Origin of the sequence: Leptospira yanagawae serovar Saopaulo str. Sao Paulo = ATCC 700523, from assembly GCF_000332475.2 — a bacterium.
Taxonomy (GTDB): domain Bacteria; phylum Spirochaetota; class Leptospiria; order Leptospirales; family Leptospiraceae; genus Leptospira_A; species Leptospira_A yanagawae.
Genome location: NZ_AOGX02000032.1, coordinates 41,308 through 66,589 on the forward strand (window position 1 = coordinate 41,308; position 25,282 = coordinate 66,589).

The 25,282-nt window shown below is 38.7% G+C and carries 23 protein-coding genes, 3 tRNA genes and 1 riboswitch; of the genes, 11 read left to right on the forward strand and 15 right to left on the reverse strand.

Annotation, left to right across the window (positions count from 1 at the left end):
• Window positions 1-113 precede the first annotated feature (113 nt).
• A riboswitch (TPP riboswitch) is annotated at window positions 114-226 on the reverse strand.
• 51 nt (window positions 227-277) lie between these two features.
• The gene (locus tag LEP1GSC202_RS15145; RefSeq protein WP_015678593.1) at window positions 278-1,807 is read right to left on the reverse strand and encodes a hypothetical protein; all 1,530 of its coding nucleotides are present in this window, start codon (window positions 1,805-1,807) and stop codon (window positions 278-280) included.
• 198 nt (window positions 1,808-2,005) lie between these two features.
• A complete protein-coding gene (locus LEP1GSC202_RS15150; protein WP_015678720.1) occupies window positions 2,006-2,377 on the reverse strand; it encodes a PilZ domain-containing protein in 372 nt (123 codons plus the stop codon).
• Window positions 2,378-2,486: 109 nt separating this feature from the next.
• On the opposite strand from LEP1GSC202_RS15150, the gene LEP1GSC202_RS15155 reads away from it, so the two are divergent.
• Window positions 2,487-3,644 carry an Lsa36 family surface (lipo)protein gene (locus LEP1GSC202_RS15155; protein ID WP_015678651.1) on the forward strand — a complete coding sequence of 386 codons (1,158 nt, stop codon included), beginning with the start codon at window positions 2,487-2,489 and terminating at the stop codon, window positions 3,642-3,644.
• A 121-nt stretch (window positions 3,645-3,765) separates the two neighbouring features.
• Window positions 3,766-4,389, forward strand: coding sequence for a hypothetical protein (locus LEP1GSC202_RS15160; RefSeq protein ID WP_015678659.1), 624 nt, complete (start codon window positions 3,766-3,768; stop codon window positions 4,387-4,389).
• Here LEP1GSC202_RS15160 and LEP1GSC202_RS15165 read toward each other — a convergent pair.
• The 5 genes from LEP1GSC202_RS15165 to LEP1GSC202_RS15185 all read right to left on the reverse strand — a co-directional run bounded on the left by LEP1GSC202_RS15165 (window position 4,386) and on the right by LEP1GSC202_RS15185 (window position 7,477).
• Window positions 4,386-5,666: an MFS transporter gene (locus LEP1GSC202_RS15165; protein WP_015678721.1), complete on the reverse strand. Its 1,281-nt coding sequence runs from the start codon at window positions 5,664-5,666 to the stop codon at window positions 4,386-4,388. The genes LEP1GSC202_RS15160 and LEP1GSC202_RS15165 overlap by 4 nt on opposite strands.
• Window positions 5,667-5,750: 84 nt before the next feature.
• Window positions 5,751-6,116: a phasin-related domain-containing protein gene (locus LEP1GSC202_RS15170; protein ID WP_015678625.1), complete on the reverse strand. Its 366-nt coding sequence runs from the start codon at window positions 6,114-6,116 to the stop codon at window positions 5,751-5,753.
• A 141-nt stretch (window positions 6,117-6,257) separates the two neighbouring features.
• Window positions 6,258-6,833, reverse strand: a complete 576-nt coding sequence (locus LEP1GSC202_RS15175; protein WP_015678690.1) for a bifunctional nuclease family protein — start codon at window positions 6,831-6,833, stop codon at window positions 6,258-6,260.
• A 26-nt stretch (window positions 6,834-6,859) separates the two neighbouring features.
• Window positions 6,860-6,933: transfer RNA gene (locus LEP1GSC202_RS15180), tRNA-Ile, on the reverse strand.
• 61 nt (window positions 6,934-6,994) lie between these two features.
• Window positions 6,995-7,477 (reverse strand): hypothetical protein, encoded by a 483-nt coding sequence (locus tag LEP1GSC202_RS15185; RefSeq protein ID WP_015678641.1) that lies wholly within the window; start codon window positions 7,475-7,477, stop codon window positions 6,995-6,997.
• 3 nt (window positions 7,478-7,480) lie between these two features.
• Between LEP1GSC202_RS15185 and hemW the strand changes: the two genes are divergently transcribed.
• The 4 genes from hemW (at window position 7,481) to LEP1GSC202_RS15205 (ending at window position 9,392) form a co-directional block, all read left to right on the forward strand.
• Window positions 7,481-8,653, forward strand: coding sequence for a radical SAM family heme chaperone HemW (gene hemW, locus LEP1GSC202_RS15190; RefSeq protein WP_015678693.1), 1,173 nt, complete (start codon window positions 7,481-7,483; stop codon window positions 8,651-8,653).
• A 79-nt stretch (window positions 8,654-8,732) separates the two neighbouring features.
• Window positions 8,733-8,806 (forward strand) — tRNA-Ile (locus LEP1GSC202_RS15195).
• Window positions 8,807-8,816: 10 nt separating this feature from the next.
• Window positions 8,817-8,889, forward strand: a tRNA-Ala gene (locus LEP1GSC202_RS15200).
• 71 nt (window positions 8,890-8,960) lie between these two features.
• The gene (locus tag LEP1GSC202_RS15205; protein ID WP_015678609.1) at window positions 8,961-9,392 is read left to right on the forward strand and encodes a CBS domain-containing protein; all 432 of its coding nucleotides are present in this window, start codon (window positions 8,961-8,963) and stop codon (window positions 9,390-9,392) included.
• Here LEP1GSC202_RS15205 and LEP1GSC202_RS15210 read toward each other — a convergent pair.
• Both LEP1GSC202_RS15210 and LEP1GSC202_RS15215 read right to left on the reverse strand, forming a co-directional pair.
• Window positions 9,389-10,147, reverse strand: coding sequence for a ribonuclease H-like domain-containing protein (locus LEP1GSC202_RS15210; RefSeq protein ID WP_015678670.1), 759 nt, complete (start codon window positions 10,145-10,147; stop codon window positions 9,389-9,391). The two genes, LEP1GSC202_RS15205 and LEP1GSC202_RS15210, sit on opposite strands and share 4 nt — an antisense overlap.
• Window positions 10,129-11,217 (reverse strand): pyridoxal phosphate-dependent aminotransferase, encoded by a 1,089-nt coding sequence (locus tag LEP1GSC202_RS15215; RefSeq protein ID WP_015678704.1) that lies wholly within the window; start codon window positions 11,215-11,217, stop codon window positions 10,129-10,131. Before LEP1GSC202_RS15215 ends, LEP1GSC202_RS15210 begins: the two co-directional genes overlap by 19 nt.
• Window positions 11,218-11,263: 46 nt before the next feature.
• Here LEP1GSC202_RS15215 and LEP1GSC202_RS15220 point away from each other — a divergent pair, with 46 nt between their 5' ends.
• From LEP1GSC202_RS15220 to LEP1GSC202_RS15235, 4 genes are read left to right on the forward strand one after another with little or no spacing between them, the layout of a single operon-like run.
• The gene (locus tag LEP1GSC202_RS15220; protein WP_015678643.1) at window positions 11,264-13,018 is read left to right on the forward strand and encodes a phospho-sugar mutase; all 1,755 of its coding nucleotides are present in this window, start codon (window positions 11,264-11,266) and stop codon (window positions 13,016-13,018) included.
• Window positions 13,015-14,232, forward strand: a complete 1,218-nt coding sequence (locus tag LEP1GSC202_RS15225) for an aspartate aminotransferase family protein (RefSeq protein WP_015678709.1) — start codon at window positions 13,015-13,017, stop codon at window positions 14,230-14,232. The genes LEP1GSC202_RS15220 and LEP1GSC202_RS15225 overlap by 4 nt, the downstream gene beginning before the upstream one ends.
• The gene (leuB, locus tag LEP1GSC202_RS15230; protein ID WP_015678664.1) at window positions 14,229-15,308 is read left to right on the forward strand and encodes a 3-isopropylmalate dehydrogenase; all 1,080 of its coding nucleotides are present in this window, start codon (window positions 14,229-14,231) and stop codon (window positions 15,306-15,308) included. Before LEP1GSC202_RS15225 ends, leuB begins: the two co-directional genes overlap by 4 nt.
• Window positions 15,309-15,323: 15 nt before the next feature.
• A complete protein-coding gene (locus LEP1GSC202_RS15235) occupies window positions 15,324-15,734 on the forward strand; it encodes a response regulator (protein ID WP_012389278.1) in 411 nt (136 codons plus the stop codon).
• Here LEP1GSC202_RS15235 and LEP1GSC202_RS15240 read toward each other — a convergent pair.
• From LEP1GSC202_RS15240 to LEP1GSC202_RS15255, 4 genes are read right to left on the reverse strand one after another with little or no spacing between them, the layout of a single operon-like run.
• Window positions 15,715-16,449, reverse strand: a complete 735-nt coding sequence (locus LEP1GSC202_RS15240) for a purine nucleoside phosphorylase YfiH/LACC1 family protein (RefSeq protein ID WP_015678637.1) — start codon at window positions 16,447-16,449, stop codon at window positions 15,715-15,717. The genes LEP1GSC202_RS15235 and LEP1GSC202_RS15240 overlap by 20 nt on opposite strands.
• Window positions 16,446-18,014, reverse strand: coding sequence for a hypothetical protein (locus tag LEP1GSC202_RS15245; RefSeq protein WP_015678698.1), 1,569 nt, complete (start codon window positions 18,012-18,014; stop codon window positions 16,446-16,448). The genes LEP1GSC202_RS15240 and LEP1GSC202_RS15245 overlap by 4 nt, the downstream gene beginning before the upstream one ends.
• A 7-nt stretch (window positions 18,015-18,021) precedes the next feature.
• Window positions 18,022-19,083: a hypothetical protein gene (locus LEP1GSC202_RS15250; protein ID WP_244147748.1), complete on the reverse strand. Its 1,062-nt coding sequence runs from the start codon at window positions 19,081-19,083 to the stop codon at window positions 18,022-18,024.
• A 30-nt stretch (window positions 19,084-19,113) separates the two neighbouring features.
• Window positions 19,114-20,961 (reverse strand): extracellular solute-binding protein, encoded by a 1,848-nt coding sequence (locus LEP1GSC202_RS15255; protein WP_015678662.1) that lies wholly within the window; start codon window positions 20,959-20,961, stop codon window positions 19,114-19,116.
• A gap of 87 nt (window positions 20,962-21,048) precedes the next feature.
• On the opposite strand from LEP1GSC202_RS15255, the gene LEP1GSC202_RS15260 reads away from it, so the two are divergent.
• Complete coding sequence (locus LEP1GSC202_RS15260; protein WP_244147743.1) at window positions 21,049-22,344, forward strand: alpha-amylase family protein; 1,296 nt, start codon at window positions 21,049-21,051, stop codon at window positions 22,342-22,344.
• Here the strand turns inward: LEP1GSC202_RS15260 and LEP1GSC202_RS15265 are convergent.
• Together LEP1GSC202_RS15265 and nadC are read right to left on the reverse strand one after the other, a co-directional pair.
• Entirely contained in the window at window positions 22,334-24,388 is a 2,055-nt protein-coding gene (locus tag LEP1GSC202_RS15265) for a RelA/SpoT family protein (protein ID WP_015678702.1), read from the reverse strand. The genes LEP1GSC202_RS15260 and LEP1GSC202_RS15265 overlap by 11 nt on opposite strands.
• Window positions 24,388-25,251, reverse strand: coding sequence for a carboxylating nicotinate-nucleotide diphosphorylase (gene nadC, locus LEP1GSC202_RS15270; protein WP_015678592.1), 864 nt, complete (start codon window positions 25,249-25,251; stop codon window positions 24,388-24,390). The genes LEP1GSC202_RS15265 and nadC overlap by 1 nt, the downstream gene beginning before the upstream one ends.
• Between the last annotated feature and the right edge of the window lie 31 nt (window positions 25,252-25,282).

Consider the following 25,282-nt stretch of genomic DNA (forward strand, 5'->3'; position numbering starts at 1 on the left):
CCTTGGCCGGAATCACTCATCATTGGTTTGGATGGAAAGGAAAAGGTTTATCACAAACGTAAACATCAATAAAAACCATTTCTATGGAACATGGCCAATGACAGTTACTATGGAATATTTTTTTTCCGTTTCCCTTCGCAAGTATTACCAAGATCAGGTTCAAAAAGGGTATTTCTCAGCCGAATTTTTGGAAAACCAAAAACCTTAGGCACCCCTAACGGTTATCTCTTATCTCTTTGGATTCTCATTTTTTGACAACAAAATTAAGAGAAGTTGATTATGGTTTCGTTCCAGATCCTTTGGTTTTATTTTTCCTTGGTAGATACTTTGCTTTCATTTGGTTGTATTTCACTTTTGAAAGGATATTTTTTTCCCATTCCGATGGAAATTCATCCCCAATGAAAAAACGAAACAATCGATAGACAAAAGGCATTTGTTTCCAGTAAACAATGTTTTTGGCATCTCTGTATAAGTTTTTAAATCTTATGTTTGACAAAAAACTTTTTTTCACGTTGGGGTATTTTTCCATGAGTGTTTCAAAGATGTATAGAGTGTGATCTCCATCATAATAATGTTCAATGGTTTTTTCCATCACGATGTTTCCAGAGCTCACATCCTTTGAAAGGAAAACCCAATAAAAAGTTGAATTATAATAGTATTCACAAAACATCACATCATCTGCTTTCTGTAATTCTAAGATGACTCGGTCGTTACCCGTATACATAGCCTGATCAATTAACAAAAACCGACTGATAAAATTATCTCCCATCTTTAACATTGTATACAATATTTCAAAATGTTGTTTGGCTTCAATCGCTGCTTTTTCTTCTGATATTTTTTCCGCCTTGGTCGTTAATATCTGGTATATTTTCACAAATTCTAGAATCGGATAATCTTCAAAAGAGAGAGTGGACTGAATGGTTTCTAGAAATTCGATTTGAGGCAGATAGGATTTGTTTCTAAGTTCATCAAACTTTGAATCCTTTATTTTCTCTTTCATTCCTTGATAACTTACTTTTAAACTTGGATCTAATTCGATGAGTTTTGGAACAATTTTCTCATCAAAAAATTTAGAGTATTCTAATTCTTTTTGAATCGCATCGGTGGTATCATAATAAACCCAACCGAGTATTGGCAAAAAAAAGTAAATTTCTGAATTGGTAAATCCATCTTCCAAGTATTGGATCAATTCATCACGAAATTCTTGTTTGATTTCGAATGGAGATTCAAATTCGAATAACATGGTATTTATGATTGAAATGGGTTTTGTGTTTAAATCTTCCATCGCAATTTGGAAGAAGTCACTTGTTTCTTTTTGGAAGTTATCGACTAAAAAATTTTGTAAGTTTACAAAGGATCTAGCTGCGATGGCATTATAGGCAAAAGCATATTTTTCTTCGACCCGTTCTCCAGAATAGGAAACAATGGCTAACTCCACTTGTAATGGTTCCAGCAAACTAGGAAAGACAGGAATTTGGTTTGCAGAAACTTCTTCTTCTTTTCGGACCAAATAAAATATAGGCATTGCCAGTTCATGATCCAATAGATTTTGGATGAGTGAGACCATTCCCTTCCCATATACCTTAAGTTCATTTTCTTTAATTGTCTCAGAATTGAGTTGGAATGCAAAATAACTTTGGTTTAGATCTGGAACACATAACTTCCGTAAACTTGCCAATACCTTTGCAGCTTGGTCTGTTAACATCAATTCCCTTTTATGGGAGTCAAACAAACTGTCCAAAAAGAGAGGTGTGTAAATTTTGAGTTGGTCTAAACGAGAAACTCCCGAAAGGCGGAAAAGCGACATACGTGCACCTACAACCCTAAAAAATGGGATTGGTTTGTTAAAGATGGATATAATTTACATTAAATGATGCTAGATTACAATTGGAAATTCAGAATATAAGTAAAAACGAATTTTCAAAATCCAAAACTTTCTCTTTTTACGTATAAAACAATCATCCAATGGGTAATCTCTCTCAATTTAGAACAGTGTTATCCTTATTTAACTCAAAACGCGATTTTGTCGAACCATCCGGTTCACATACACTTGTAAATCTTGTTTCCCTTTTGGACCCATAGCTGTAAACTGAACACCGTATATGCCAGATTCTTTGGATTTTTTCCCAATTTGTTTGATCACACCTTTGGCCATAAAATCTGCCAAATCCCCTGGAAGTGCGACCAGGATTTCGACAGTTTCGTTCATATCCCATTCGTCAAAATGGTTGGGAGCTACGATCCCTACCCCACCCATACTGATGTCACTTGCATGCAAAACATCCAAAAGGGCAGTTCCCATCAAATGGATCTCCACTGGTTCATTTTCTAGGGGTTTGACACGGACATATTTCCGTTTTTCTTGGATTGGTGGCATTCCGAGAATTTGGCACAAATTTCTTTGGTTGTAAACTAGGAAATTCTAGCTCCCTCAATTGTTAAGAAAGCATAGACCAAACTCCGATATTTGGTATGATAGGGTCTTCATGAAAACGCAAGTTATCACAATCAGTTTTGTTTTGGGTTGTTTTTTCCTTTCGCCAAGTCAAATGCAGGCGGGAGTCACCTGTTCTGGAGATGCTTGTACCATTTTACCAACGACCATTCAATCCCAGATCAATAATTTAGACCAAGCCTTACAATTGCAATACACAGATAAGGTACTTACGACTATGTCTGAAGCTGCCGTTGTTTCCAACATCAATTCATCACTGATGGGACCTGGCCTTGTCAATCGTTTCCAGGTAGGTCTTGGTGTTGCAGTTGCTGGCCAACAAAAAGAAGACATCAATGTTGTGTACCAAAATTTAAGTTTTCAAAAACTTCCCAATGTGGGAGCTTCTGTTGCACCTAACTTCATTGTGGCGGTCAACTTAGGTTGGCTTATGGGTGGTGGTCCATCTGATACGGAACCAGAACTTAGGACATTTTTACATCGATTCAATTTATACTTACACGGATTCCAGTTTAACTTTGCCCAAGGGGACGTTCAAAAGGCAATTGAGGCCCAAAACAAAAACGTAGATTTGGGTGGTGATATCACAACGGGTGGATTTACGCTTCGTTACCATTTGATTGAAAACTATTCAGATGGAATTGGACTATTTGAATTCACCGGAATCTCTATGGGTCTTGGATTGCACTACCAACGCCAACTCATTGATGTTACCTACAACGATAATAAATCACAATCACTAACGCTTGGGCCAGCAGTAGGGACTTGGGGTGGTGCCACTACATTTAACTATTCCAATACGGTCACAAGTGTCCCCATTGACCTTCGTACAGGATTTCGATTCTTTTACTTTTTTACCTTATTTGCCGGAGGAGGAACTTCTATGAACTTTGGAAGTTCTTCACTGAACCTTTCTCGTTCTGGCCCCCTCGTTCTGGCCTTGGATTCAAATGCCATTTCTTCCTCTCTTTCTGCCGAGGTCGCAGCACTCATCCCTGCTTCTGCAATAGGCCAAACAAGAACGGGAACTTTAACCATGGATGTTAGCGGAAAGGCTCAAGCACCTAACACAACAAACTTTCTCATTGCGGGTTTGGAAATCAATGCTCTCGTCACCAAACTAACCGTCGAAGCAATTGTAGCGCAGAATGTACAATCCGTGATGGTTGGCGCAAAATTTGCCTTTTAGCCTTTCCTTTGGCACTCTTTTTGCAATTTACTGGGTAGGATCATTTTAGAACCAGTGTGGGATTTTCCTAACACCTTATGTTTAGGTTCTAAGCAAATTGCAAATGTTTTAGGAGATTCCAATGGCACAAGTCATACAAGAAGTCAAAAAACCCATCCTACATATCTCTTGTGTCCCGAGAAAAGACACCACCCTGCTCAAAATTTCACTTTCCCAAGATGATTTGGGTATCCTTTACCGGGTCACCTCTGTCTTATTCCACCACAGGTGGGATATTTTAGAGGCAGTGGCAGAGACTGCCAGTGATGGGCATGTCCAGGATCTCTTTGTGATCCAAAGTTGGGATGGAAAGGAAATGACGGAAAGTCTTCTTTCCCAAATCAGAACCGACCTTTACTCACTTTTTTATGAAGGGAAATCAGTTGCGATGTACCTTAGAGAAAATGCAAAAGAAGAAATTCTAGTTCGTAAGATTGGAGATTCCGAAGCCTCACTCAAATTGTACAACCCAATCTCTTCTGATTTTACTGTGATGGATTTACGAATGAAGGATACCCCGGGAATTTTGTTCCAAATTACGGAAGCATTGTACCATTTAGGGATCGATATCATCAGCTTCACCGCCAATAGTTTTGATGGAAAAATCCGAGATAGTTTTTTACTTCGTACCTCTCTTACCGGAGACAAATTAGACGAAAAACTTATGTTTCCAATGCTTCGGGCAAAATTGGAATCCTTTCTTTAAGTTGTTTTCTCTTGTTGTTTTCCTAATAAAATAGTAAAGACAATGAGTAGAACGAGTGATACGAAAAATGCGAAACTAGGTCCTTTTTGAAAGTATAACAAGGAAAAGGCGATTGGAGACACTGCCCTTCCCAGTGACCCAAAACTACGAAAGAGACCAAGGGACCTCCCTAGGTCTCCTTTTCCACTTTCGAGTGATGCAAAAGAAGACAAACCAGGATTCACTAAAGCACTTCCAAAAGCCAAAAAGAATAATGAAACGAAGAGGCCGGTCATCTCTGATCCAAAGAGAGTGAGTAAAGCCATACCAAGTATAACAATCATTCCTCCATAAAGAGAAATTTTCTTTTCCGATATCTTTCCTGACAATCGCCTTACCACCCCACCTTGCACCAGTATGATGATGATCCCAATGTATAAAAACGTAAATCCAATTTGTTTCGGTGAAAATGAAAATGTATCCGAAAGGAAAAAATTCACCACAAATTCAAATCCGGAAAAACTAAGAACAAACAATAGATTGAGTAAAGAGATGCGAACCAAGTTCCTAGATTCAATTTTCTTTAAGGATAAAAACGGATGGATTTCTTTATCAGGTATGGTTTGGGGTTTTGTGGAAGGTAAAAACAAATACACAAGCACCATGGAAACAAGAGAAACCAAAATGGCAAAAAAAGCAGAAGCAGGAAAAATAACAAACTCACCAGACAAAAAATAAGAATCTAAAAACGTCCATTGGGAACTAATCCCACCGAGCAGTGGCCCCATCACAAATCCTAAACCAATGCCAGCTCCTAAAAGTCCCATACCCGCAGCTCTCGACTTTTCATCCGTTTGGTCTGCCATGGCCGCTGATGCTACGGATAAATTCCCACCCATCATCCCGGTGATAACGCGGCTTAACACAAACATCCAAAACTGTGAAGAAAATAACCAGAGCAGATACCCAATGGTGTTACCGAGTGTGGTAAATAGTAAAATGGATCGTCTACCGGAAAGGTCAGACAACCTACCCCAAACTGGTGCCGCTAAAAATTGTAATAAACTATAAATACTACCTAAAATACCACCAAACAATACAAAGGTGTATTTCTCTTCACCACCAAAAGATAACTCTTTTGCGAATGAGTAAAACAATCGAAAAAAAACATCGTCTCCTTTTGCTAAAAAAAACTCCAAGGTTTTTGGAAAAAGGGGAAATAAAAGGGAAAATCCCATCATATCCGTAAATACGATCAAAAATAAAATGAATTGGATTTTTTTAGGAGACTGACTCATCAGAACAAATCTCTGGGAACAAATAAAAAAAGCCACAGAAAACTCTGTGGCTTGTGGTGATTTTCTACAAAATCTTTTGTATCGTTACTTAGATTTTGCTTTGTCGATGAGTGCTTTTAACTCATCTAACGTTTGTTTCAATTTCTCTTTCACTTGTGGAGGAATTGCTGTGTCAATTTGTTGGTAAATGGATTGGTAGTTTGATTGTAATTTTGCCAAAACTTCATCATAACTAGCGTTAGTTTTACCAATCGCACTTTGAGCATCAGCGATTGTTTTACTCAAGAGGTCACGGATTTTTTGTGTTTCCGCCGACTTATCCAATTCCCCTTTTGACTTTAACTCATTGTATACTTTTTCTAAATCTACAACTGCTGACTTAAATTTTTCTTCACCAGAACGTAACAAAGCGATTCCAGCATTTACGACATCCATAACCAATTTTTCCATACAACATTCCTATCGAAGGGATTTACCCTAGATTTTGGATTCTAAGTGTAAGAAAAAGAATTGGGGATTACAATAAAAAAATGTAAGACCGAACAATTTCTATGAGACATAGTCAATTAAGGGAAAGACCCCCGTTTTGGACTAACTGTTTTCGATGAGTTTCTTGATTTGGTCGCGGATCTTCGCAGCGGTTTCGTAATCTTCCGTTTTGAGAGCATTTTCCAATGTTTCTTCTAAGATTTGCAAATTTGATTTTGGTAATGCTTGGATTTTTTTCTCAGAAGAGATGTTTTCCCCTTGGATTTCATCTTCTTTCATGATGATTCCAGTTTCATCTAACACTGATTTTGCGATAAAAATAGGAGCATTAGCACGGAGTGCAAGTGCGATGGAATCAGAAGGCCTTGCATCCAAAGTGATGATTTCTTCATCCTTCTTAAGTTGGATTTTAGCATAAAACGTACTATCAATGATTTCTTCGATCGTGATCTTTAGAACAGTTGCCCCAAGTGAAGTTAACATATACAACATGAGGTCATGTGTCATGGGACGCGGAGGTTTTGTGCCATCAATGACAGTGGTGATGGAATGGGTTTCAAGTGGTCCAATAAAGATGGGAACAACACGTTTGTCCTCCGAATCTTTTGGGCGTAAGAAAACGGCAAAACCAACATTGGTCAGGCTGATATCAGAAATTTTTACTTCATAAAACTCCATACAATATCGTTTCCTTTCCTGTTTTGTGGGCCCAGAAGGGCTCGAACCTTCGACCCGCAGATTATGAGTCTGCTGCTCTAACCAACTGAGCTATAGGCCCCACTGACTTCCAATCTTTCGAGGAAATAAGTAGAGACAAGCACAAAACAAGTGACTGGTCATTAAAGCGAAAGAAACAGGTTGGATTCAAAAAAATCTGTCAAATCCTTCCGATCCGATTTCCATTGTAGCCAAATCCAAAGGTAGGGTTTTTTGTCCATATGCACCCATACTTGGTTTCTTAGAGCATTTTGGTTCCGAATTTGGTCTGCCTCATACACTTGGAATGTTTTGCCTAAAACAATCTTTTCGGTTTGTTTTGGATTGATTGGTTTTTGGAATACCGATTGTGACCAAAGATTTTTTTCCGTTACCGGTTCACTCCAGGGAAGTATCCTTACGACCATAAAAAATCCATCCCGTTTTGCAGGATACACGTTGAGTTTTTTTTGGGTTGTGGATTCTTCTTTGACGACAACAGGTTCTGGGAATCGGAAAGAAAAAGATTCCCATTGAAAGTTTTGGTTTGGTTCCACGAGAGTCTGGGAAAGGATCGTATTAGACAGACCTCCCAATAGGAAAAGGAAACAAATCAAAACCTTCATCACATGAAAGAGTCCACTGAAGAAACAGTCTGGCAAGTCCGAAATTCCTTTTTTGGAGTTTACGTACACTTTCCCTATTGTTTTAAAAAATGTGATTATTGTGATTTTTATTCAGAAGGGATAGGAGCAGGTCCAGCTAACGACGAATTGTCGCTATTTAAATCCTACCAAAAGGAAGTATCGGAAAGGGTATCTCATTTTCCCAACTTGAAACATCGGACCATTGATACCGTTTTTTTTGGTGGAGGCACTCCTTCGAAAGCAAAAACAAAGAATTGGTATCATTTATTAGAATTCCTTAGGTCCGAATTCAATGTTGCAAGGGACCTGGAAATTTCCATTGAAGTGAATCCAGAAGACCTAAGCCCACAATTATTAGAAGAATATGCAAAAATTGGCATCAACCGTGTGAATGTAGGTGTACAAACTCGTAACCCCAAAGGATTGGCCTACCTAGGCCGCCATTACGACAAAGAAAAATATGACTCACTTTTGCAAACGCTCACCCACTCACCGATCCAAAGAGTGGGGATTGATTTGATGTATGGAATCCCGGGTTTACAAACATCTGATTTTTATTCCGACCTATCTTACTTCTTAGAGGCTGGACTTCCCCACTTAAGTTTGTATTCCCTCACCTTGGAAAAAGGTACGCAGTATTCGAGAGATGTAAAAGATCATAAAAAAACGGAACCCGAAGAGAACATCCAATCTGAAATATTAACCGCCTTACCGGAGTTAATGGAAAAACACGGTTATCGTTGGTATGAAGTCTCTAACTATGCAAAACCAGGTTTTGAATCCAAACACAATCTTAAGTATTGGACCTATGAACCCTATCTTGGAATAGGACCAGGGGCACATGGAATGATTGAAGGACATCGTTATGGGAACCCAAGGAATGCGAGTCTTTACCAAAAAAAAACACCAACAAATCAGTATGAACCAGTGACTCCCAATTCAGAGCTGGCTCTCACACTGTTTCGGTTATTTTCGCCTTTTCGGTATTTAGAGTTTATCGAAATGTATTTGGACAAATCTTCACAGGCCAAATACATCGAAACCATCCATTTGTGGGAAAAACGTGGGCTTTGTTCCATTTCCAATGGAATTTTCCAATGGAAAAAGGAAGCATTACTTTTGTTAGATGACCTTATCCTCTCCATCATTGTTTGAATTTTCTCTTTTCGTTTGCAAAATTATCCTAAAAAAAGATTGCCCATAGACCCCTCTCGAAAAATACTGTTCGTATCCCGGGCCTGTAGCTCAGTTGGTTAGAGCACTCGCTTGATAAGCGAGGGGTCACAAGTTCAAGTCTTGTCAGGCCCATAAAAGAAACGGGGCGTTAGCTCAGCTGGGAGAGCATCTGATTTGCATTCAGAAGGTCATCGGTTCGATCCCGATACGCTCCAAAAACCCGTTTTCCCTTTCCTTTTAAAAATTTCTTGCTATCTCAAACGAATTCCGGTACACCAATGGTGTCATGTCCGTAAAAGATATCCTCAAAGACAAAGCCTCCTCCGTTCTTTCCATCGAAGAAGATAGAAATGTATTGGAAGCCACTCAGATGATGGTAGGTGCCAAAGTGGGATCCCTCATCGTCACCTTCCAAGGAAAACTTGTTGGGATTTTTACAGAGAGAGATTTGATGCGTGTGGTAGCCAAAGACCACGCCAATTTGGATAAAATCAAATTAAAGGATGTGATGACAACCCAACTCACAGTTGCTGGACCTGATGAGGACGTGGATGATATCTTAAACAATATGATCACAAAACGTTTCCGCCATATGCCGGTTCTTGATGGTGATAAAATCATTGGACTCATCTCCATCGGTGATGCTGTCAAAACAAAACTCAGCAAAACACAAGCGGAGATGCATATCCTCAGAGAGTATATGTATGGTCCTCACTAAAACAAAAGGTTTTCCGTTAATAAACCGATTGTTTTCTCCAAAACAATTTTAAGATTCTTCGTATCTTCTCTGTTATACGCTATTAATTTTTCCAAGGCCTCTATATTATTTGTCCTTTGGTATTCAAACCATAAAAGGGGAGCTTCTCTGCCATCCATTCCTGCAATGGCTTCCGGGCGCACAAGGCCAAGTTGGATTTCTGATTTTTTGAGTCCCCCTTTGATGCCAATGGAATGTAAGAGGTTCATAAGATCGAGTTGTGGGTTTTTCACACGGTAATGGAATTCTCTTTCTAAAAAAGGAATATCAAATCGTCTACCATTGTAGGTGACAATTATGTCTTCTGGTTCAATCACATCAAATAAAAACTCCAAGTCTTTCCCACGTTCAAAAGTTCGAATGGTTTCATCCTGAAACAAACTCACAACTGTTGTGACCGAGGATTCAGAAATGCCTGTTGTCTCAATGTCTAAAAAACAAAATCGTTCGGGGAAATGTTGCCAAAGCCTCCAATATTCTAAACTAGGAAGTTCTTTTGTGAAAAAAGAAAAATTGGCTTCTTGGAATTCTCGTTCTAATTCTTCCCACCTTTCTTCCAAAATTGATACATTTGGCAAAAGTGGATCATTCGCTTTCTTTTGGTATTGGATGAGTGTCTGCCAATCATACACACCAACACCTAACAATTGTTTTTCTTTTTTCTCTCCAATTCCAGGAAAGAGTTGTAGGCTTTTTTTTAAATGAGATCCGTACATTCGATCCACCGCTTTAGACCTTTCAAAAACACATCTTCTTTCGCACCAAATCCAATGCGTAAAAATCCTTCCATTTCAAAATTGGACCCTGGCAAAACAAAAACGCCAGTTCTTTGATAGAGTCTATCAGCATAGCCTTCAGAACGAATCCCAGGTTTCAGTTGTAACCAACCCACAAGCCCACCTTCAGGAGGGGTAAAGGATAGGCTCATTGGTAACGTTTGCCAAACGGAGGTAAATGTATCGATATTGTTTTGTACCCTTTTTTGGATTTCGGGAAGGAATCGTTCTTTTTGTGAAAGGAGTCCTTGTGCAATCCGTTCGGAGATTGGATTTACCGTATGGGTCAGATAATCCTTAAACGAACGTGCCCTTCGTATAAAATCTTTGTCAGCGATAAGCCAACCTACCCTAAGCCCTGTTACACCAAAACATTTGGTAAAAGAACCTGTTCCATAAAACCGATCCTCTGGACACACACCGGTTCGTCCCAAACCTCCGCCTTTTGGTAAAAATCGATAGTGTTCGTCAAATAGGATGGTTTTCTTTTGTGATCGAAAGAACGTGAGAAGTTTGTCCCATTCTGCAAGTGAATGTGTTTGTCCAGTTGGATTGTGAGGGTGGTTGATCACATAGAGGTCCGCGTGGACTTTTTCCCATGTATTGGCCAAAAATGCGTTTTCGTAAGGTACTTGAATGACCTCTCCTCCTAACATCTTTGGAATTTCATACAAAGCCTGGAAGGCCGGCCAAATGAGAGCCAGTTTCGTCTTTGGTTTGACCAGGAGATGGAAGGCAAGGAACAATGCCTCTCCTGTTCCTGTTGTGACTAGTACCTCTTCTGGCGAAACACCAGGATAAAGATTTGCAATGGAACAACGGAGTTCGAAGGAACCTTGGTTTGGTGCGTCATACATGGGAATTGGGGAAAGATCTTTCCATGTGAGGTTTGCGAGTGTTAACATCTCCTCCATGGTAAAATGGGAAAGTCCACTTTCACCCATATTACAAAAAGCATGCAAACGGTATCGTTCTAGTCGGTCTTCTATGAAAAATTCTCTCGGTTCCAAAATTGATTTCCATTCAACTTAGCTTCAAAAGATTAGTATGTAAGCTATGTTGAAACCAGAAGACAATATCCTATCTTGGACGAAATCACCTTTTTCTACAGAAATCCAATCAGAGGCCAAAAAGGCATACGAAGATTGGCAAAAGGGAATCAGCTCGGAACTCGTTGATTCATACGCACACCCTCTCAGTTTCGGGACAGGTGGAATCCGAGGGAAAATTGGCAATGGTATTGGCAAAATGAACCTCTACACTGTAGGCCGGGCGGCACTTGGTTTTTTAAGTTATCTAAGAGATACAAAAGAAAATCCATCCATTGTCATCGCGTATGACTCAAGAAGGTTGTCCAAAGAGTTTGCAGAACTCTCTGCAGGCATTGGTGCAACACTTGGGGTAAAGGTATATGTATTTCCTAAGGTTACTCCAACTCCCCTTCTTTCATACGCCATTCGTTACTTTCAGGCAAGTGGAGGAATTGTCATTACTGCATCCCACAACCCTCCCGAATACAATGGATTCAAAGCCTACCTTGCCGACGGAGGGCAACTTGTGCCACCAGATGATGCTCTCATCATAAATCGGATCAGTGGGATCGAAGACTGGAACTCCATTCCTATGATTTCCAAATCAGATAAGGTCTATAAAAAATTTGTGAAATCAGTCGGTACAGATTGTTTCAAAAGTTATCTTAAAGATTTAAAAAAAGCAAAAATCCAATCAAACGCCAAACCAAAAACAAGAAACAATTTAAAGATCGTATATTCTCCGTTACACGGGACTGGCGGCGAATACATGAAAGAGATGTTATCTTTTTTTGGATACAAATCTGTTTTTTTGGTCCCTGAACAAAAAAAACCAGATGGTGAATTCCCAACTGTCAAATATCCAAACCCTGAAGAAAAGGAAGCACTCGCCTTATGTGAGTTTCATGCGAAAAAGAAAAAAGCTGAAGTATTTATCGCAACAGATCCTGATGCTGATCGGTTAGGAGTCGGAGTTCGTAAACCTGATGGAGAATATGAGTATTTAAATGGGAATCAAATTGGTTCCATTATGGCGGCATACCTTTCTGAAAAGAAAAAAGAAAAAGGGAAGGTATATCACTTGGTCAAAACCATTGTGACAACTGACTTACAAGAAGCCATCGCCAAAAAAAATGGAATCAAAATTAAAAACGTTCTGACTGGATTCAAATACATTGCTGAAGAGATGAAAGAAATTGAATCTAAGAAAAACAACTTATTTCTGTTTGGTGGTGAAGAATCTTATGGATATTTACCAGTTCCCTTTGTGCGTGATAAAGATTCACTTTCGAGTGCCCTTCTTTTTGTGGAAATCCTTGCCGAAAAAGGTGACCTACTCAGTTATTTAAATGAAATTTATCTGAAGTATGGACTTTACCGGGAAAGTTTGTATTCATTGACCTTAGAAGGTAGTACTGGCCAAATCAAAATCAAAGAATCCATTGAGAGCTTACGAAAAGAAAACCTCATTGGTAAAGTGATTGGTGGAAGGAAGGTTGTCAGTGTTTTCGACTACGAAACGCAAATCGCTTCTGGAAAAGGAAAACCTTCTGTCTTCAAAGGGATGCCAAAATCCAACGTCATCCAAGTGGAACTTGAGGGAAATGCAAAACTAACCATCCGTCCTTCAGGAACGGAACCCAAAGTGAAAGTGTATTCCTCTTTTGCTTCTCTAAAAAAACCAAAAAAAACATCGGAGATCCCAAGTTTTTGGGAAACTCTTGGAAATGAAATTTCCCTCGCAGAAAAAGACTTTTTACAACTGGCAGGCCTACTATGAGTTCCGAAACTAAAACTAAATTTGAAAGTATCAAATCACTTTCTGACAAATACCTTTTGAATACATACAATCGGTACCCTGTTGCCTTCCAATATGGAGTTGGTGAAATGATCTTTGACCAAGATAACAAAGGTTATATTGATTTTCTAGCAGGGATTGCTGTATCCAACTTAGGCCATGGGGAAGCAGATCTCATCGAAGCCTTGCGGAATCAAATGGATAAAATCCTCCATTCTTCTAACTTGTATTACTCAGAAGAACAAGCGAAACTCGCAGAAGTCATCATTGAAAACAGTATTCCAGGAAAAGTGTTTTTATGTAACTCTGGAACTGAAGCCAATGAAGCTGCTTTCAAATTGATGCGCCGACATGGAATCAACCAAAACATCGATCATCCAGTTATTTTAGCACTGCAATCAAGTTTTCATGGAAGGACTTTATCTGCAATGTCCATGACAGGAAATGAATCGGTGCGTAACGGATTTGGCGAACTAGCAGCTGACATCCATTTTGTGGAAGCCAATAACGAAGATTCCCTGATCCAAGCCTTTGAACAGTACGGTGGTTCCGTTGCGGGGATCATTATGGAACTCATTATCGGAGAAGGTGGTGTGATTCCCCTTTCGCAATCCTTTGTGAACTTAGCTCGCAAACTCACAGAAGAAACCAATTCCCTTTTGGTGTTTGATGAGATCCAAACAGGAATGGGAAGAACAGGAAAGATGTTTTGTTTTGAACATTATGGGATGTACCCTGATGCATTTACATTGGCAAAAGCACTTGGCTCTGGATTTCCAATGGGGGCACTTGTAGTCTCCAAAGAGTATGAAACTGTTTTGGAAAAAGGTATGCATGGTTCCACTTTTGGTGGAAACCATTTGGCTTGTGTGGCAGCATATGAAACATTTAAAATTTTACTTTCTCGTAATATCCTAGACCATGTATCAACAATTTCAGAACAAATGTTTCTCCGCCTCAAACAAATCATGGAGTCCACTGGCAAAATCAAAGAAGTACGTGGACGTGGCCTTCACATCGGTGTGGAACTCTATTCAGAATCAAGACCAGTAGTGGAAGAGTGTTTGAAACGTGGTTTGGTAGTGAATAGCACCGCAGGCAAAGTGATCCGTATTATCCCTCCACTCATTCTTAGCATTGAAAAAGCAACAGAAGGATTGGATATTTTAGAATCAGTTTTAAAGGAAATGAAATGAAAAAGGTAGCAGTACTTGCCGGTGATGGTATCGGCCCAGAAGTAATGGAAGTTGCCCTACAAGTAGTAGGGAAAGCATTAGGCAATAAAGCAAGTGAATTTAGCTTTGAACACGCATTAGTTGGGGGTGCAGCGATCGACGCCACAGGATTCCCACTCCCGGACGAAACCTTACAACTTTGTGAATCAGCAAGTGCCATCTTTTTTGGTTCTGTGGGTGGACCTAAATGGGAAGGCCTACCTCCAGATAGACAACCGGAAAGAGGTGCCCTACTCCCTCTTCGCAAACATTTTGATTTGTTTGCAAACCTTCGCCCCGCAATCATTTACCCTGAACTCAAAAAAGCAAGTCCCATCCGAGGAGACATTATTGGTGATGGACTTGATATCTTAATTTTACGTGAGTTAACATCTGGTATATATTTTGGAAAACCAAAAGGCCGAGAAGGCAGTGGAGCCGAAGAATTTGCTTATGACACAATGCGTTATTCCAGAAGGGAAATTGAAAGAATCGCACGTACTGCATTTGAAGCGGCTAAAAAACGGAATAAAAAAGTCACAAGTATCGATAAAGCAAATGTTTTAACAACTTCCGTTTTGTGGCGCGAAGTGGTTGTGGAACTTCATAAAAAAGAATACTCTGATTGTGTATTGGAACATTTGTATGTAGACAATGCTGCAATGCAACTCATCGTGAAACCAAAACAATTTGATGTGATGCTTTGTGAAAATATGTTTGGAGATATCCTTTCCGATGAAGCTTCCATCATCACTGGTTCGATTGGAATGTTACCTTCTGCCTCCTTATCAGAATCTGGATTTGGTTTGTATGAACCGTCCGGTGGGTCTGCACCTGACATTGCTGGAAAAGGAATTGCAAACCCAATTGCCCAAATTCTCTCGGGAGCCCTGATGTTACGTTACTCATTTGGAATGGAAACAGAGGCAGTTGCCATCGAAAATGCGATCCGAAGTGTTTTGAAAAAAGGACTGAGAACCCGTGATATTGCGGAAGAAGGCACAACCGTCCTTGGAACGAAAGAAATTGGGATTGAAATCGAAAAGGCACTTGGATAAGGTACGTAGAACATCATGCAAGCAGGCATAGGACCCACAGGCAGACCATACCAGATTCTCATTGCTGAGAATTCCAAATTCCAGTCCAAACAACTCCAACAGATTTTGGAATCAGAAGGATTCAAAATCATAGGGATTGCCGAAACTGGGAAAGAACTCCTAAAGATGTACAAGGAAAATCGCCAACAAATTGACCTTGTCACCATCGAAATCTTTTTACCAGAAGTGGATGGGTTTGCTGCGTTTTGGGATATGAAAGAGATGGGGGTTTTACCAAGGATTCTTTTTATCTCAGAAGAAAATACACCTTCCGTCATCAAAGCCTTGTTAGAGAATGGTGCGATGGATTATATCGTAAAACCGATCAAACGGGAAAAAATCTTAGAAAAAATCAAAGAAACTCTCATCAAGATTCCCAAAGTATAAAATTTAAATTCCTCCCCTCTTCTTTGGCTCTGTGGCTAAAGAATTGAGGGCTTTGGAAAACTTCTATCTGTTCGTTAACGATCTGAATGTTGTCACCAAACATACGTTTGACCCTCTTTTCTATCGCAATGCCGACATCCAAAAGAAATTTACCTTTCCCTTTCGGTAAACACACTTCCTTACCTAGTTCTTCGAAAATATTGGCTACATCTTCGCCCACTTCATAATTTTGCTTTTGGATATAGGGACCAAGTTCTAAAACCAATTCATCCAATTGGAATCCTTTGTTTAGTAACTCCTTTATCATCTTTTCTGTGATTCCTAACATCGTACCTTTCCATCCGGAATGAAGAATGGAAACAAACGGCCGTTTTGTGGAATAAAGAAAAACTGGGACACAATCTGCCGTCCTAACTACTAAGATTTTGTTTTTGTGCACACTCCAAAGGCCATCACCTTCTTTTGGCTCAAAGGAATCCGATCCATTTGAAAATCCATCCACTTTTTCAATGGCATCACCATGGACTTGGTTTAAACAAAACACATCGTAACCATTAAAACGATTTATACTTAATATTACGTTTTTAGTGAATGTGTGCCATTCACTAGGAGATTTTGGAAAGTGATTTGGTTCGTTCCAATACTTGGCAGATTCAAGTTTAGCCAAAGTACCAAAGGTAATTTTTCCATACGTGAGTGGGATTTCTTTTTTCATAAGGAACGAGTCTTCCCAAAAAACTTCTCTGAGTTTAGGTCCAAGTTTTCCTTTTGGAACCTAAACTTTAACTCTTCACAATTCCAATCTTTCCTCTCGCATAATCGATTGAGTTTTAAAGGTTCGTAATTCCAAATATAAAACCGAATGGGAATCTTACGCCATGTATATGTGATAAACGGAAGCTCCAACTCTGGGAATCGGTTGTCTAAAACCAAATCAATATTTCGTGATGACAAATCTTCATAGGTAAGTTTTGCTTCATGGCCAATCCTACCTCGGACCAGTATTGGTTTTCTAGCAAATGTTTTATCAGTTAACCCAGATTCTGCCTCAAAAGCAAAACTTGGATTTAAATAATAAATAAAATGGGCTTGCGCTCCGAAAAACGCAACTCGTAAGCCCTCTAATGCCCCGGTATCATACCCACTTACATCCATTAAATGATTTTCATAAAAGACTCGTTCCTCTACAATGCCATGCCAATCGGCAATACGACCTTCAGTGGATTTTAATGGATCCATATAAATCGCAGAGGACAATATAAATATAAGAGAAAATAAAATCGCATTTTTAGAATAAAACCTATATACGAACTTCTGGTGATTGGATCCAATTTGTGATTCCAAGGACCAAACTTGTAATTGTTTGAAAGCTAAAAAGGAAACATACGGAAGGATAGGAATCCAAAATCGATTCCCCATAAAATCCCCACCTACATACAAAACATAGAGAATGTAGAGTAACAAAGTGAGAAGGAGAATTCGATTTTCTTTTTCATTTGTATAGGACCGGTAGATCTGAATTCCAGAAAGTAAAATTACAAAAAGATACAAAGGATAGGATCGAATCAAATACAAAAAGTAATAAATCCCTTGGGAAAGGTAACTACCTTTATTGCCTTTTGCATAAAAAGTATTCGGAAAAAAATCTTGGTAATATAAATAACGAAAAACAAGAAAACTTAAAAATAAAAAACCATATAAAATTGGAATTCTAAATCGCTTCGTTCGAATCCAATCCAGACAGATAAAAAATAAAAACAATGCTCCTTCCGGGCGTATCAAGCTTGCCAATAGGAAACTTATAAATGCGGATTGATTTCTTTTTTCCCATAGAAGAAATCCAAAACTTACAAAAAAAGTAAATATTGATGTTTCTAAACCAGAACTAGCAAACACAAACAAGTGGTAAAACATTGATAAATGGACGAGGTACAATGGATAAAAATTCCCCAAGGTTCGCTTGTTCTCTTCATAAAAAAACAAACAAAGTAATATAATGTAAAAAAACAATCCTGTGTATACAGAAAGAGTTTGAGGCAAAATTCCTAGTAAATATCCAAAGGATAAATAAATTGTCCAAAGGAAATTCGTATAACCTTCTACTCTTTCCTCAATATTAAAAACGAGTCCGTGTCCTTCCCAAAAATTTTTTGCATACACAAAACTAATATAGGCATCATCACATATCCATCGTAAACTAAATGCCTGATAAAAAGCATAAACAATAAAGAATATCGACAAAACATAAAATGATACAAAATTTCGTTTTATATCCAACATAATCTTTTCAGTCCAATTCAAAAGACTTTATAAATTCTTCAATGATTTTGATGTGATCCATTTCAGGTGTTGGGTTTTCCAAAGACGGTTCATACAAATAATCATCGAACACGTGAAAATCGAATATTTTTAATTCAAAGTCAGGGAGCGTGATGATGATGTTTTCTGCGTGGATATCAAAAATTAATTTTTCTTCTTCTGCTAAGTATTTTGTGACTTCAATCACACGATTAAAATCCACAGCAATTTTTTTGAGTTTTGATTTGGAAATCACGCCAAATCGGTGAGAATCAAAATTCAACTTCCATTTAGGAAATAATTTATCTAAAATTGGGTTTTGATCTAGTTTTTCATTTCGAATTGTAAACTCTTTTAAATGTTTTCCCGCAAGTAAAGGCTGTTGGTCACAAGGAGTGAGAGTGATATTGGGTATACCAAAAGGATTTTTACGTACTCGCATTCCCATAAAAAATCGAGTGGGTACAACCAAATCAGGAATCAGTGATTTCAATTTCCAATAATGCAATCGTTCTAAACCCAATCGTTTGAATTTAAAATCAATTTCATCTTTTTTGGAATCTCTAAAGGTTTGTGTTTTTAAAAAATCTCTTAGTTCAATTTCTTCTGGTTTTAAAAACCGTGATAAATCACGACCCACTTCTTTGAATAAAGATCCAAATATCACATCGGAAGGTAATTTTGATTTTCCAATTTTTACCACTTGGTTCCATGGAAGTTTGTAAACAAATTTATAGGAACCTCGACCGATGTATCCATCTGTTGAAAGAGGCATAAAATTATCTAAAAATTCTCGGTTGTAACGGTAAGTCATCCGAAAGACATGGGAAACAGGAAACAAACTTTCGTATAAGTTTCGAATGAATCCAGACTTTCTAAGGACTTCGTCCACTGGTAAATCTTCCAGTGGAATCGGTTCTTGTTTTTTATTTGGGTCAACAAACAGCTCTTTGTCGAGACCCTTTTCCAATAGTTCCAAAAATTGGGGAATTTTTCCCCAATTTGGATATTGGTTCCATAATTGTGAGATCTTATCTTTGATCCCTTTGATTGGACCTTGTTTTTCCGACACTAGATCAATTTATTTCCATCGAACGATGGCTTCGTAATTTAAAAACGTGTCCTTTTTGGATACAGACTCGGAAAGTTTTTTGTCTTTCTCTTCATCATACCACCAATAATCAGAAGAAAAACTTTCATCCCCATACTTTCCTAAAGGCAACTTCGGCATTCCATACTTTTGCCAGTATAAAAGTCTCGTGCTAGGTAAATGCCAAAGTAATACGTATGGGTATTCTTTATAAACGATGCGATCAATTTGTTTTAAGATTTCATTTCGTTTCGCAACAGAAAATTCTGTTTTTTGTTTTTCAATGAGTTTGTCAACCTCTGGAATTTTTAGTCCAGGTAAATTGGGTTGGCCTGCTTCATCGGCATATTTTGACAACCATTGTGACTCAGGGTCTTTAAAGATACCTGAACCCCACGCTGCCCAAGTCATATCAAAATCATATTTATCTACACGTTCACTCCATGCAGCTAAATCAAGTGTATCGATAGATGCACGAATCCCTACTTCTTTTGCTTTCTCAAGGAAAACGGTAAAATACTTTTCTGTTTTTTTATCTCGGTCTAAAATTGAAAATTGGAATGGTTTTCCATCTTTTTCCAAAATACCTTCTGCATTAGGTTTCCAACCAGCTTCTGCCAATAATTTTCTTGCTCGTTCCAAATCAAATTTAGTGGGAATATTTGGATTTGGTTCACCACCTAAATAAAAATCAGGATAATAACTATTTGTTGGATCATATTCACCATATGCGAGTTTGTCGATCATCAATTTCCGATCTACAAGTAAGTTCATGGCTTCCCTCACTCGTTTGTCAGAAAAAATCGGTCGTCTCGAGTTCATCGCCCAACCTTGGAATCCGATCGGTTTTAGATTAAAGATTCTTTGTTTGGCGATCCAATTTTTATCAAAAGCTTCCCCTTTGGCCTCTTCCACCCAAACAAAAGCGGAATACACAGGGTATATATCGATATCACCTTTCTTGAATGCTTGTAAGGCGACTGCTTCTTCATTATAAACTTTGTAAACAATTTGATCAAAATTGTTCCTTCCTTCGTTAAAAGGATAAGCCCTTTGCCACCAATCACCCCTACGCTCTAATTTGATGTAACGATTTTTTTTAACTTCTGTAATTTTATAGGGTCCCGATACAATAGGGAACTCCATATTTTCTTTGTTAAAGTCTTTTCCTTCAAAATGATGTTTTGGCAAAATAAAGATTGAAGATGCGATGTCATTGAAGTTATTCCAATGCACTTCTTTTGCTTCAAAGACAACTGTAAGGTCATCGAGTTTGACTGGCTTTAAAAATCGAGATAAGGAAATTCGAAATACTGCAGTTCCATTTTTTGGATTCATGATGGTGTCATAGGTAAATATCACATCGTCAGCAGTGATGGGTTTTCCATCTGACCAGCGAGCATTAGGATCCAAATAAAAAGTGAATTTTTTTTTGTCTGGGGAAATTTTCCATTCTCTAGCCAAGTGAGGGATTGTTTCCAATGTGAGCGGATGGTATGCTGTGAGAGGCTCATATAAACTTGTGAAAATCCGAGCCGTAGTGGTGAACTGGTCTAGGTAATAATTGAGGGACTTCGGAAACTGGTGGGAATAAATGCGAATCCTTCCCCCCTTTTTTGCCTTTGGGTCTGCCACTGGGTTTTTGAACTGTAAAACTTTGGGAATGGAATTCAGATCGCCTTCCCATTTTACATCTACCACTCGATTCGTGGTATCCTTTGTATCTTCTTCAGAACAATTTTGGAATAGGAGAATCGGGAGAAGAAAGGTGATTCCAACCAAAACAAACTTGATTACTTGTGAACGAACCATATGGTATTGAACAAATTTATGAAACATCCCTTCCATCAAATCCATTTGTACGAGATAGGCTCAAGGCTTTTTTGTGGAAAAAAAGGGAAACCGCTTCATAACCTCTTAAACGAAATGCAAGAAAAAACTCCTTTTGGTTGGGCTGATGAAATTTGGCTTATGGGAATTTGGAAAAATAGTCCCAGTTCCAAGAAAATTGCAGAGACCATGCCCACATTACGACCGGGTTACGAATCCGTTAAATCGAAAATCGAACCAGGAGATGTGTATGGCTCGCCCTATGCCATCTACGAATACAAACCAGACCCAATCATAACCGAAAAAGATAACCTAACAGAAATATATGAATGGTTCCAGTCCAAAAATAAAAAACTAATATTGGACTTTGTCCCAAATCATATGGCGATTGATTCGCCAATGGTTTCCTCAAACCCAAACTCTTTCCTTTTGGCAAATGATACCTTGGAGATTAAAAATACCTTTGTTCATCCCAATGGAAATCGGTATTTTTATGGAAAAGATCCTTACTTCGATGGTTGGACGGATACCATCCAATGGGATTTTTCTAATCCTGAAGTGGAAGATTTACAAATGAATATTCTACTAGATATTGCCAAACAATGTGATGGTGTGCGTTGCGATATGGCAATGTTACCTTTACCTGATGTTTTTGAAATGACACATGGCAGACGATCGGTGTTTCGTTGGGAAAAAGTAATTAGAACCATCAAAGAGGAATTCCCTCATTTCAAATTTTATGCAGAAGTGTATTGGGGGTTGGAATCCAGACTTCTAGCCCTTGGATTTGATGCGACTTACGATAAACAATTATATGATTTTTTTTTACATCAAAATCTAGGAGGAGCAATGGACCGATTACAAAAGCAATCGAATCTAGGCCAAATCCGATTTTTAGAAAACCATGATGAAGAGAGAGCCAAACATTGTTTTGGTGATAGAGGAAAAACTTATTTCAGTTTACTTTCGGCTTACCCAAACACGATTTTATTCTACGACGGACAAGAACTGGGTCTTTCCAAAAAAATTCCCGTACAAATGATCCGAACTGATGAAGAACCCATCCACTTTGATACATATTCTTATTACGAACGAGCACTTTCTGTGATCCAAAAGAGGAGTAAAGAAATGGATTACATTGACGTCCCTTATTCGGAATTCAATAACCAATCCATTTTTTGCCGATTACTCATTTCTGAAAACCAAAGAGAACTCTTCATTTGGAATCCGAATGATCACATTTGTTCTGGATGGATTCCCTACCAAAACGAAATCATTTACCAAAAGGAACTAAAAGATATTGTCTCAGGGAATGTTTTTTCCCAAGAAAAAAAAGAAGATGGTATGTATTACCTTCTAAATCCAAACGAATTGCAGTGGTTTACTTTTTGACCCTCTCTGCAAACACAACACCTTGGATCATTCGTAAATTTTCCAAAATTTCCTTTAGTTGGTCCAAATGATCAACTTCTAACATAAATTTGGCGGTAAGTGTTCCATTCGGATGGGAAGAAGCTCCAGCTTCCAAAATATTGGTTTCTGTACTGGAAATCGATTCCACCATCGATAAATAGATGCCTTGGACGTCTTTTGCTCTGACTTCAATTTGAATGGGAATCGGTTCCCCAGGTCCTTCCCAACGCACTGGAATGGTTTTCATCCATTCCAATTGTTTTGTGGCTGTGGTGCAGTCTTTTTTGTGAACACTCACCCCTCTGCCTCTTGTGATAAAACCAATGATTTCATCTCCGGGGATTGGAGTACAACAAGAAGCAACTCTTACCGGTACATCATTCCAACCAGCCACGGAAATTCCAAATTCTTTGGTTTCTTCTTGGTTCGGGTTTGGTTTGGTTGGTTTTTTGATTTTAACTTTTTTGATTTCTTTGATGGTATTTTCATCAAAGGTTGGATTCGAAGCTTCCAAAACAGATCCAATTGTCTCTTTTTGGGAGTCTTCTTGCAGTTTACGAAAGTAAGCACGTAACTTCTGTCTGGCGCCTGAAGTTTTGACGATCCTTAACCAAATAGGAGATGGTTTGGAATTTTTTTCGGTGATGATTTCCACTTGGTCACCAGATTTTAACTCCGTACGAAGTGTCACCATTCGACCATTCACTTTTCCACCGCGTGCATGAAGGCCCACATCCGTATGGATACGAAACGCGTAATCTAATACAGTTGCCCCTTTTGGCATTTCGATGATTTCACCTTTTGGTGTGAATACAAATACTTCATCTTCATGGAGGTCATACTGTAATTCCTCCATAAACTCTTTTGAGTCAAGACTTGGATCTTGCCAAGATTTTAGAATCTCTAGCCATTTCATACGGAAGGCATTCTCTACTCCGTTTTGTAAAATGACTGAGGACCTTGTTAAGTTGGTGGACTCTTTGTAAGCCCAGTGAGCAGCCACACCATTCTCCGCAATGGCATTCATTTCTTTTGTACGAATTTGTACTTCCATGGGTCGACCATCAGGTCCAAACACAGTGGTGTGAAGTGACTGATACAAATTGGTTTTAGGTGTGGCAATGTAGTCTTTAAATCTACCAGGAATCGGAGTCCAAAGAGTATGGACGATTCCTAGTACTCCATAACAATCCTTGATTTCATTTGCAATAATACGCACTGCACGTAAGTCAAAAATTTCAGAAAATGACTTTTCCTTCGTAACCATCTTACGATAAATCGAATAAAAATGTTTTGCCCTTCCATCAATTCTGGCATCAATATTGATCTCAGCTAACCGTTGCTTGAGAATGATTTTTATTTTTTCGATGTATTCGTCTCGTTCTGATTTTTTTGCAGAAACTCTTTTTTTAATTTCCTGATATTCTTCTGGGTGTAACGATTGGAACGCCAAATCTTCCAATTCAAATTTTACTTTATATACCCCAAGTCGACCTGCAATAGGGGCATATAACGACAATACTTCCTTTGCGATCCGTTTTTGTTTTTCTTCCGGTTGGAATTTTAATGTCCTAACATTATGGGTTTTGTCAGCAAGTTTGATGAGCATAACTCGCACATCTTTGATGGTGGCTAACAACATTTTACGAATGTTTTCTGCGGCTTCTGTTTCTTTTGATTGGGATTTGATTTCGGAAATTTTGGTTACACCTTCCACAAGTGCCGCGATATCTTCCCCAAATTCACGTGCCATATCTTCTTTTGAATAACTTGTATCTTCCACAACATCGTGTAACAATCCTGCTGCGATCGCACGTTCATCTAATCCTAAGTCATCCAAAACAGAAGCAACATTCATGGGATGGATGATATAGGGTTCTCCAGAAAGACGTTTTTGGCCTTCATGCATTTTGTCGGCTATATGATAGGCTTTTTCGACGAGTTGTGCTTTCTCTGGACCAAGTCTTTTTTGGACGGCATCAAATAACTCCTGTTTGTCTTTGATATCTTGGTAAAGTCCCATTATTTGATATCCAAACTTATATCCAAAAATTTAACTGTGTGAGTCAAATACCCCATACTCACACCGATTCCATCAAATTTTGACAAAAATTTTAATTTATCGGGTGTGATCCCTCCAGAACATTCAATCCGAATCTTAGGTGCTTTTTCTTTTAGTAACTGAATTGCTTTTTCGGTATCAGAATCGGAAAAATTATCGAGTAAGATGATATCTGGACTTGCAGCAATTGCATCGCTCAACTGTGAGATGCCGTCAATTTCCAACTCTATTTGTTTTCCTGGATTTTTATCCCTTACAGTTTGAACGGCAGACTGAATGGAACCAGCTTTTGCAACATGGTTATCCTTTAACATCGCCATCTCTGATAAGTTCAACCTGTGGTTGGCACCACCACCTGTGTACACTGCATACTTTGCCAGTTTTCGGTAACCTGGAAGCGTTTTTCTTGTATCAAGGATGAGGAGGTTTGGGTATTCTTTTGCCACTCGGTTTGCATTTGTAGCGATTCCAGAAAGGTATTGGATGAAATTGAGTACAATTCGTTCCATCTTCAAAAGACTTACCAGAGATCCTTTGAATTCTCCAATCACCGTTCCTTTCGAAAGGATCGCTCCATCTTCTAATGCATTCGACCAAGTAAGGGAAGCATTGGTTTTCTCTATGAGGCAAGGGATAACAGAAAGTCCACAAAGGATGCCTTCTTCTTTTGCGAGCAATACAGCGGTGCAGGTATCATCTTGGGTAAACAAAGTATCAGTTGTGATATCACCCGCAGGCAAATCTTCGTCCAAAGCCAACTGGACCAGCGGTTCAAAGTCTGTTTCTGTAATTTTGGTAACGGGAGTTGTGTATCCTCGGTTCATATAGGTCCTATGGTTTAGACAAAAAAAAAGC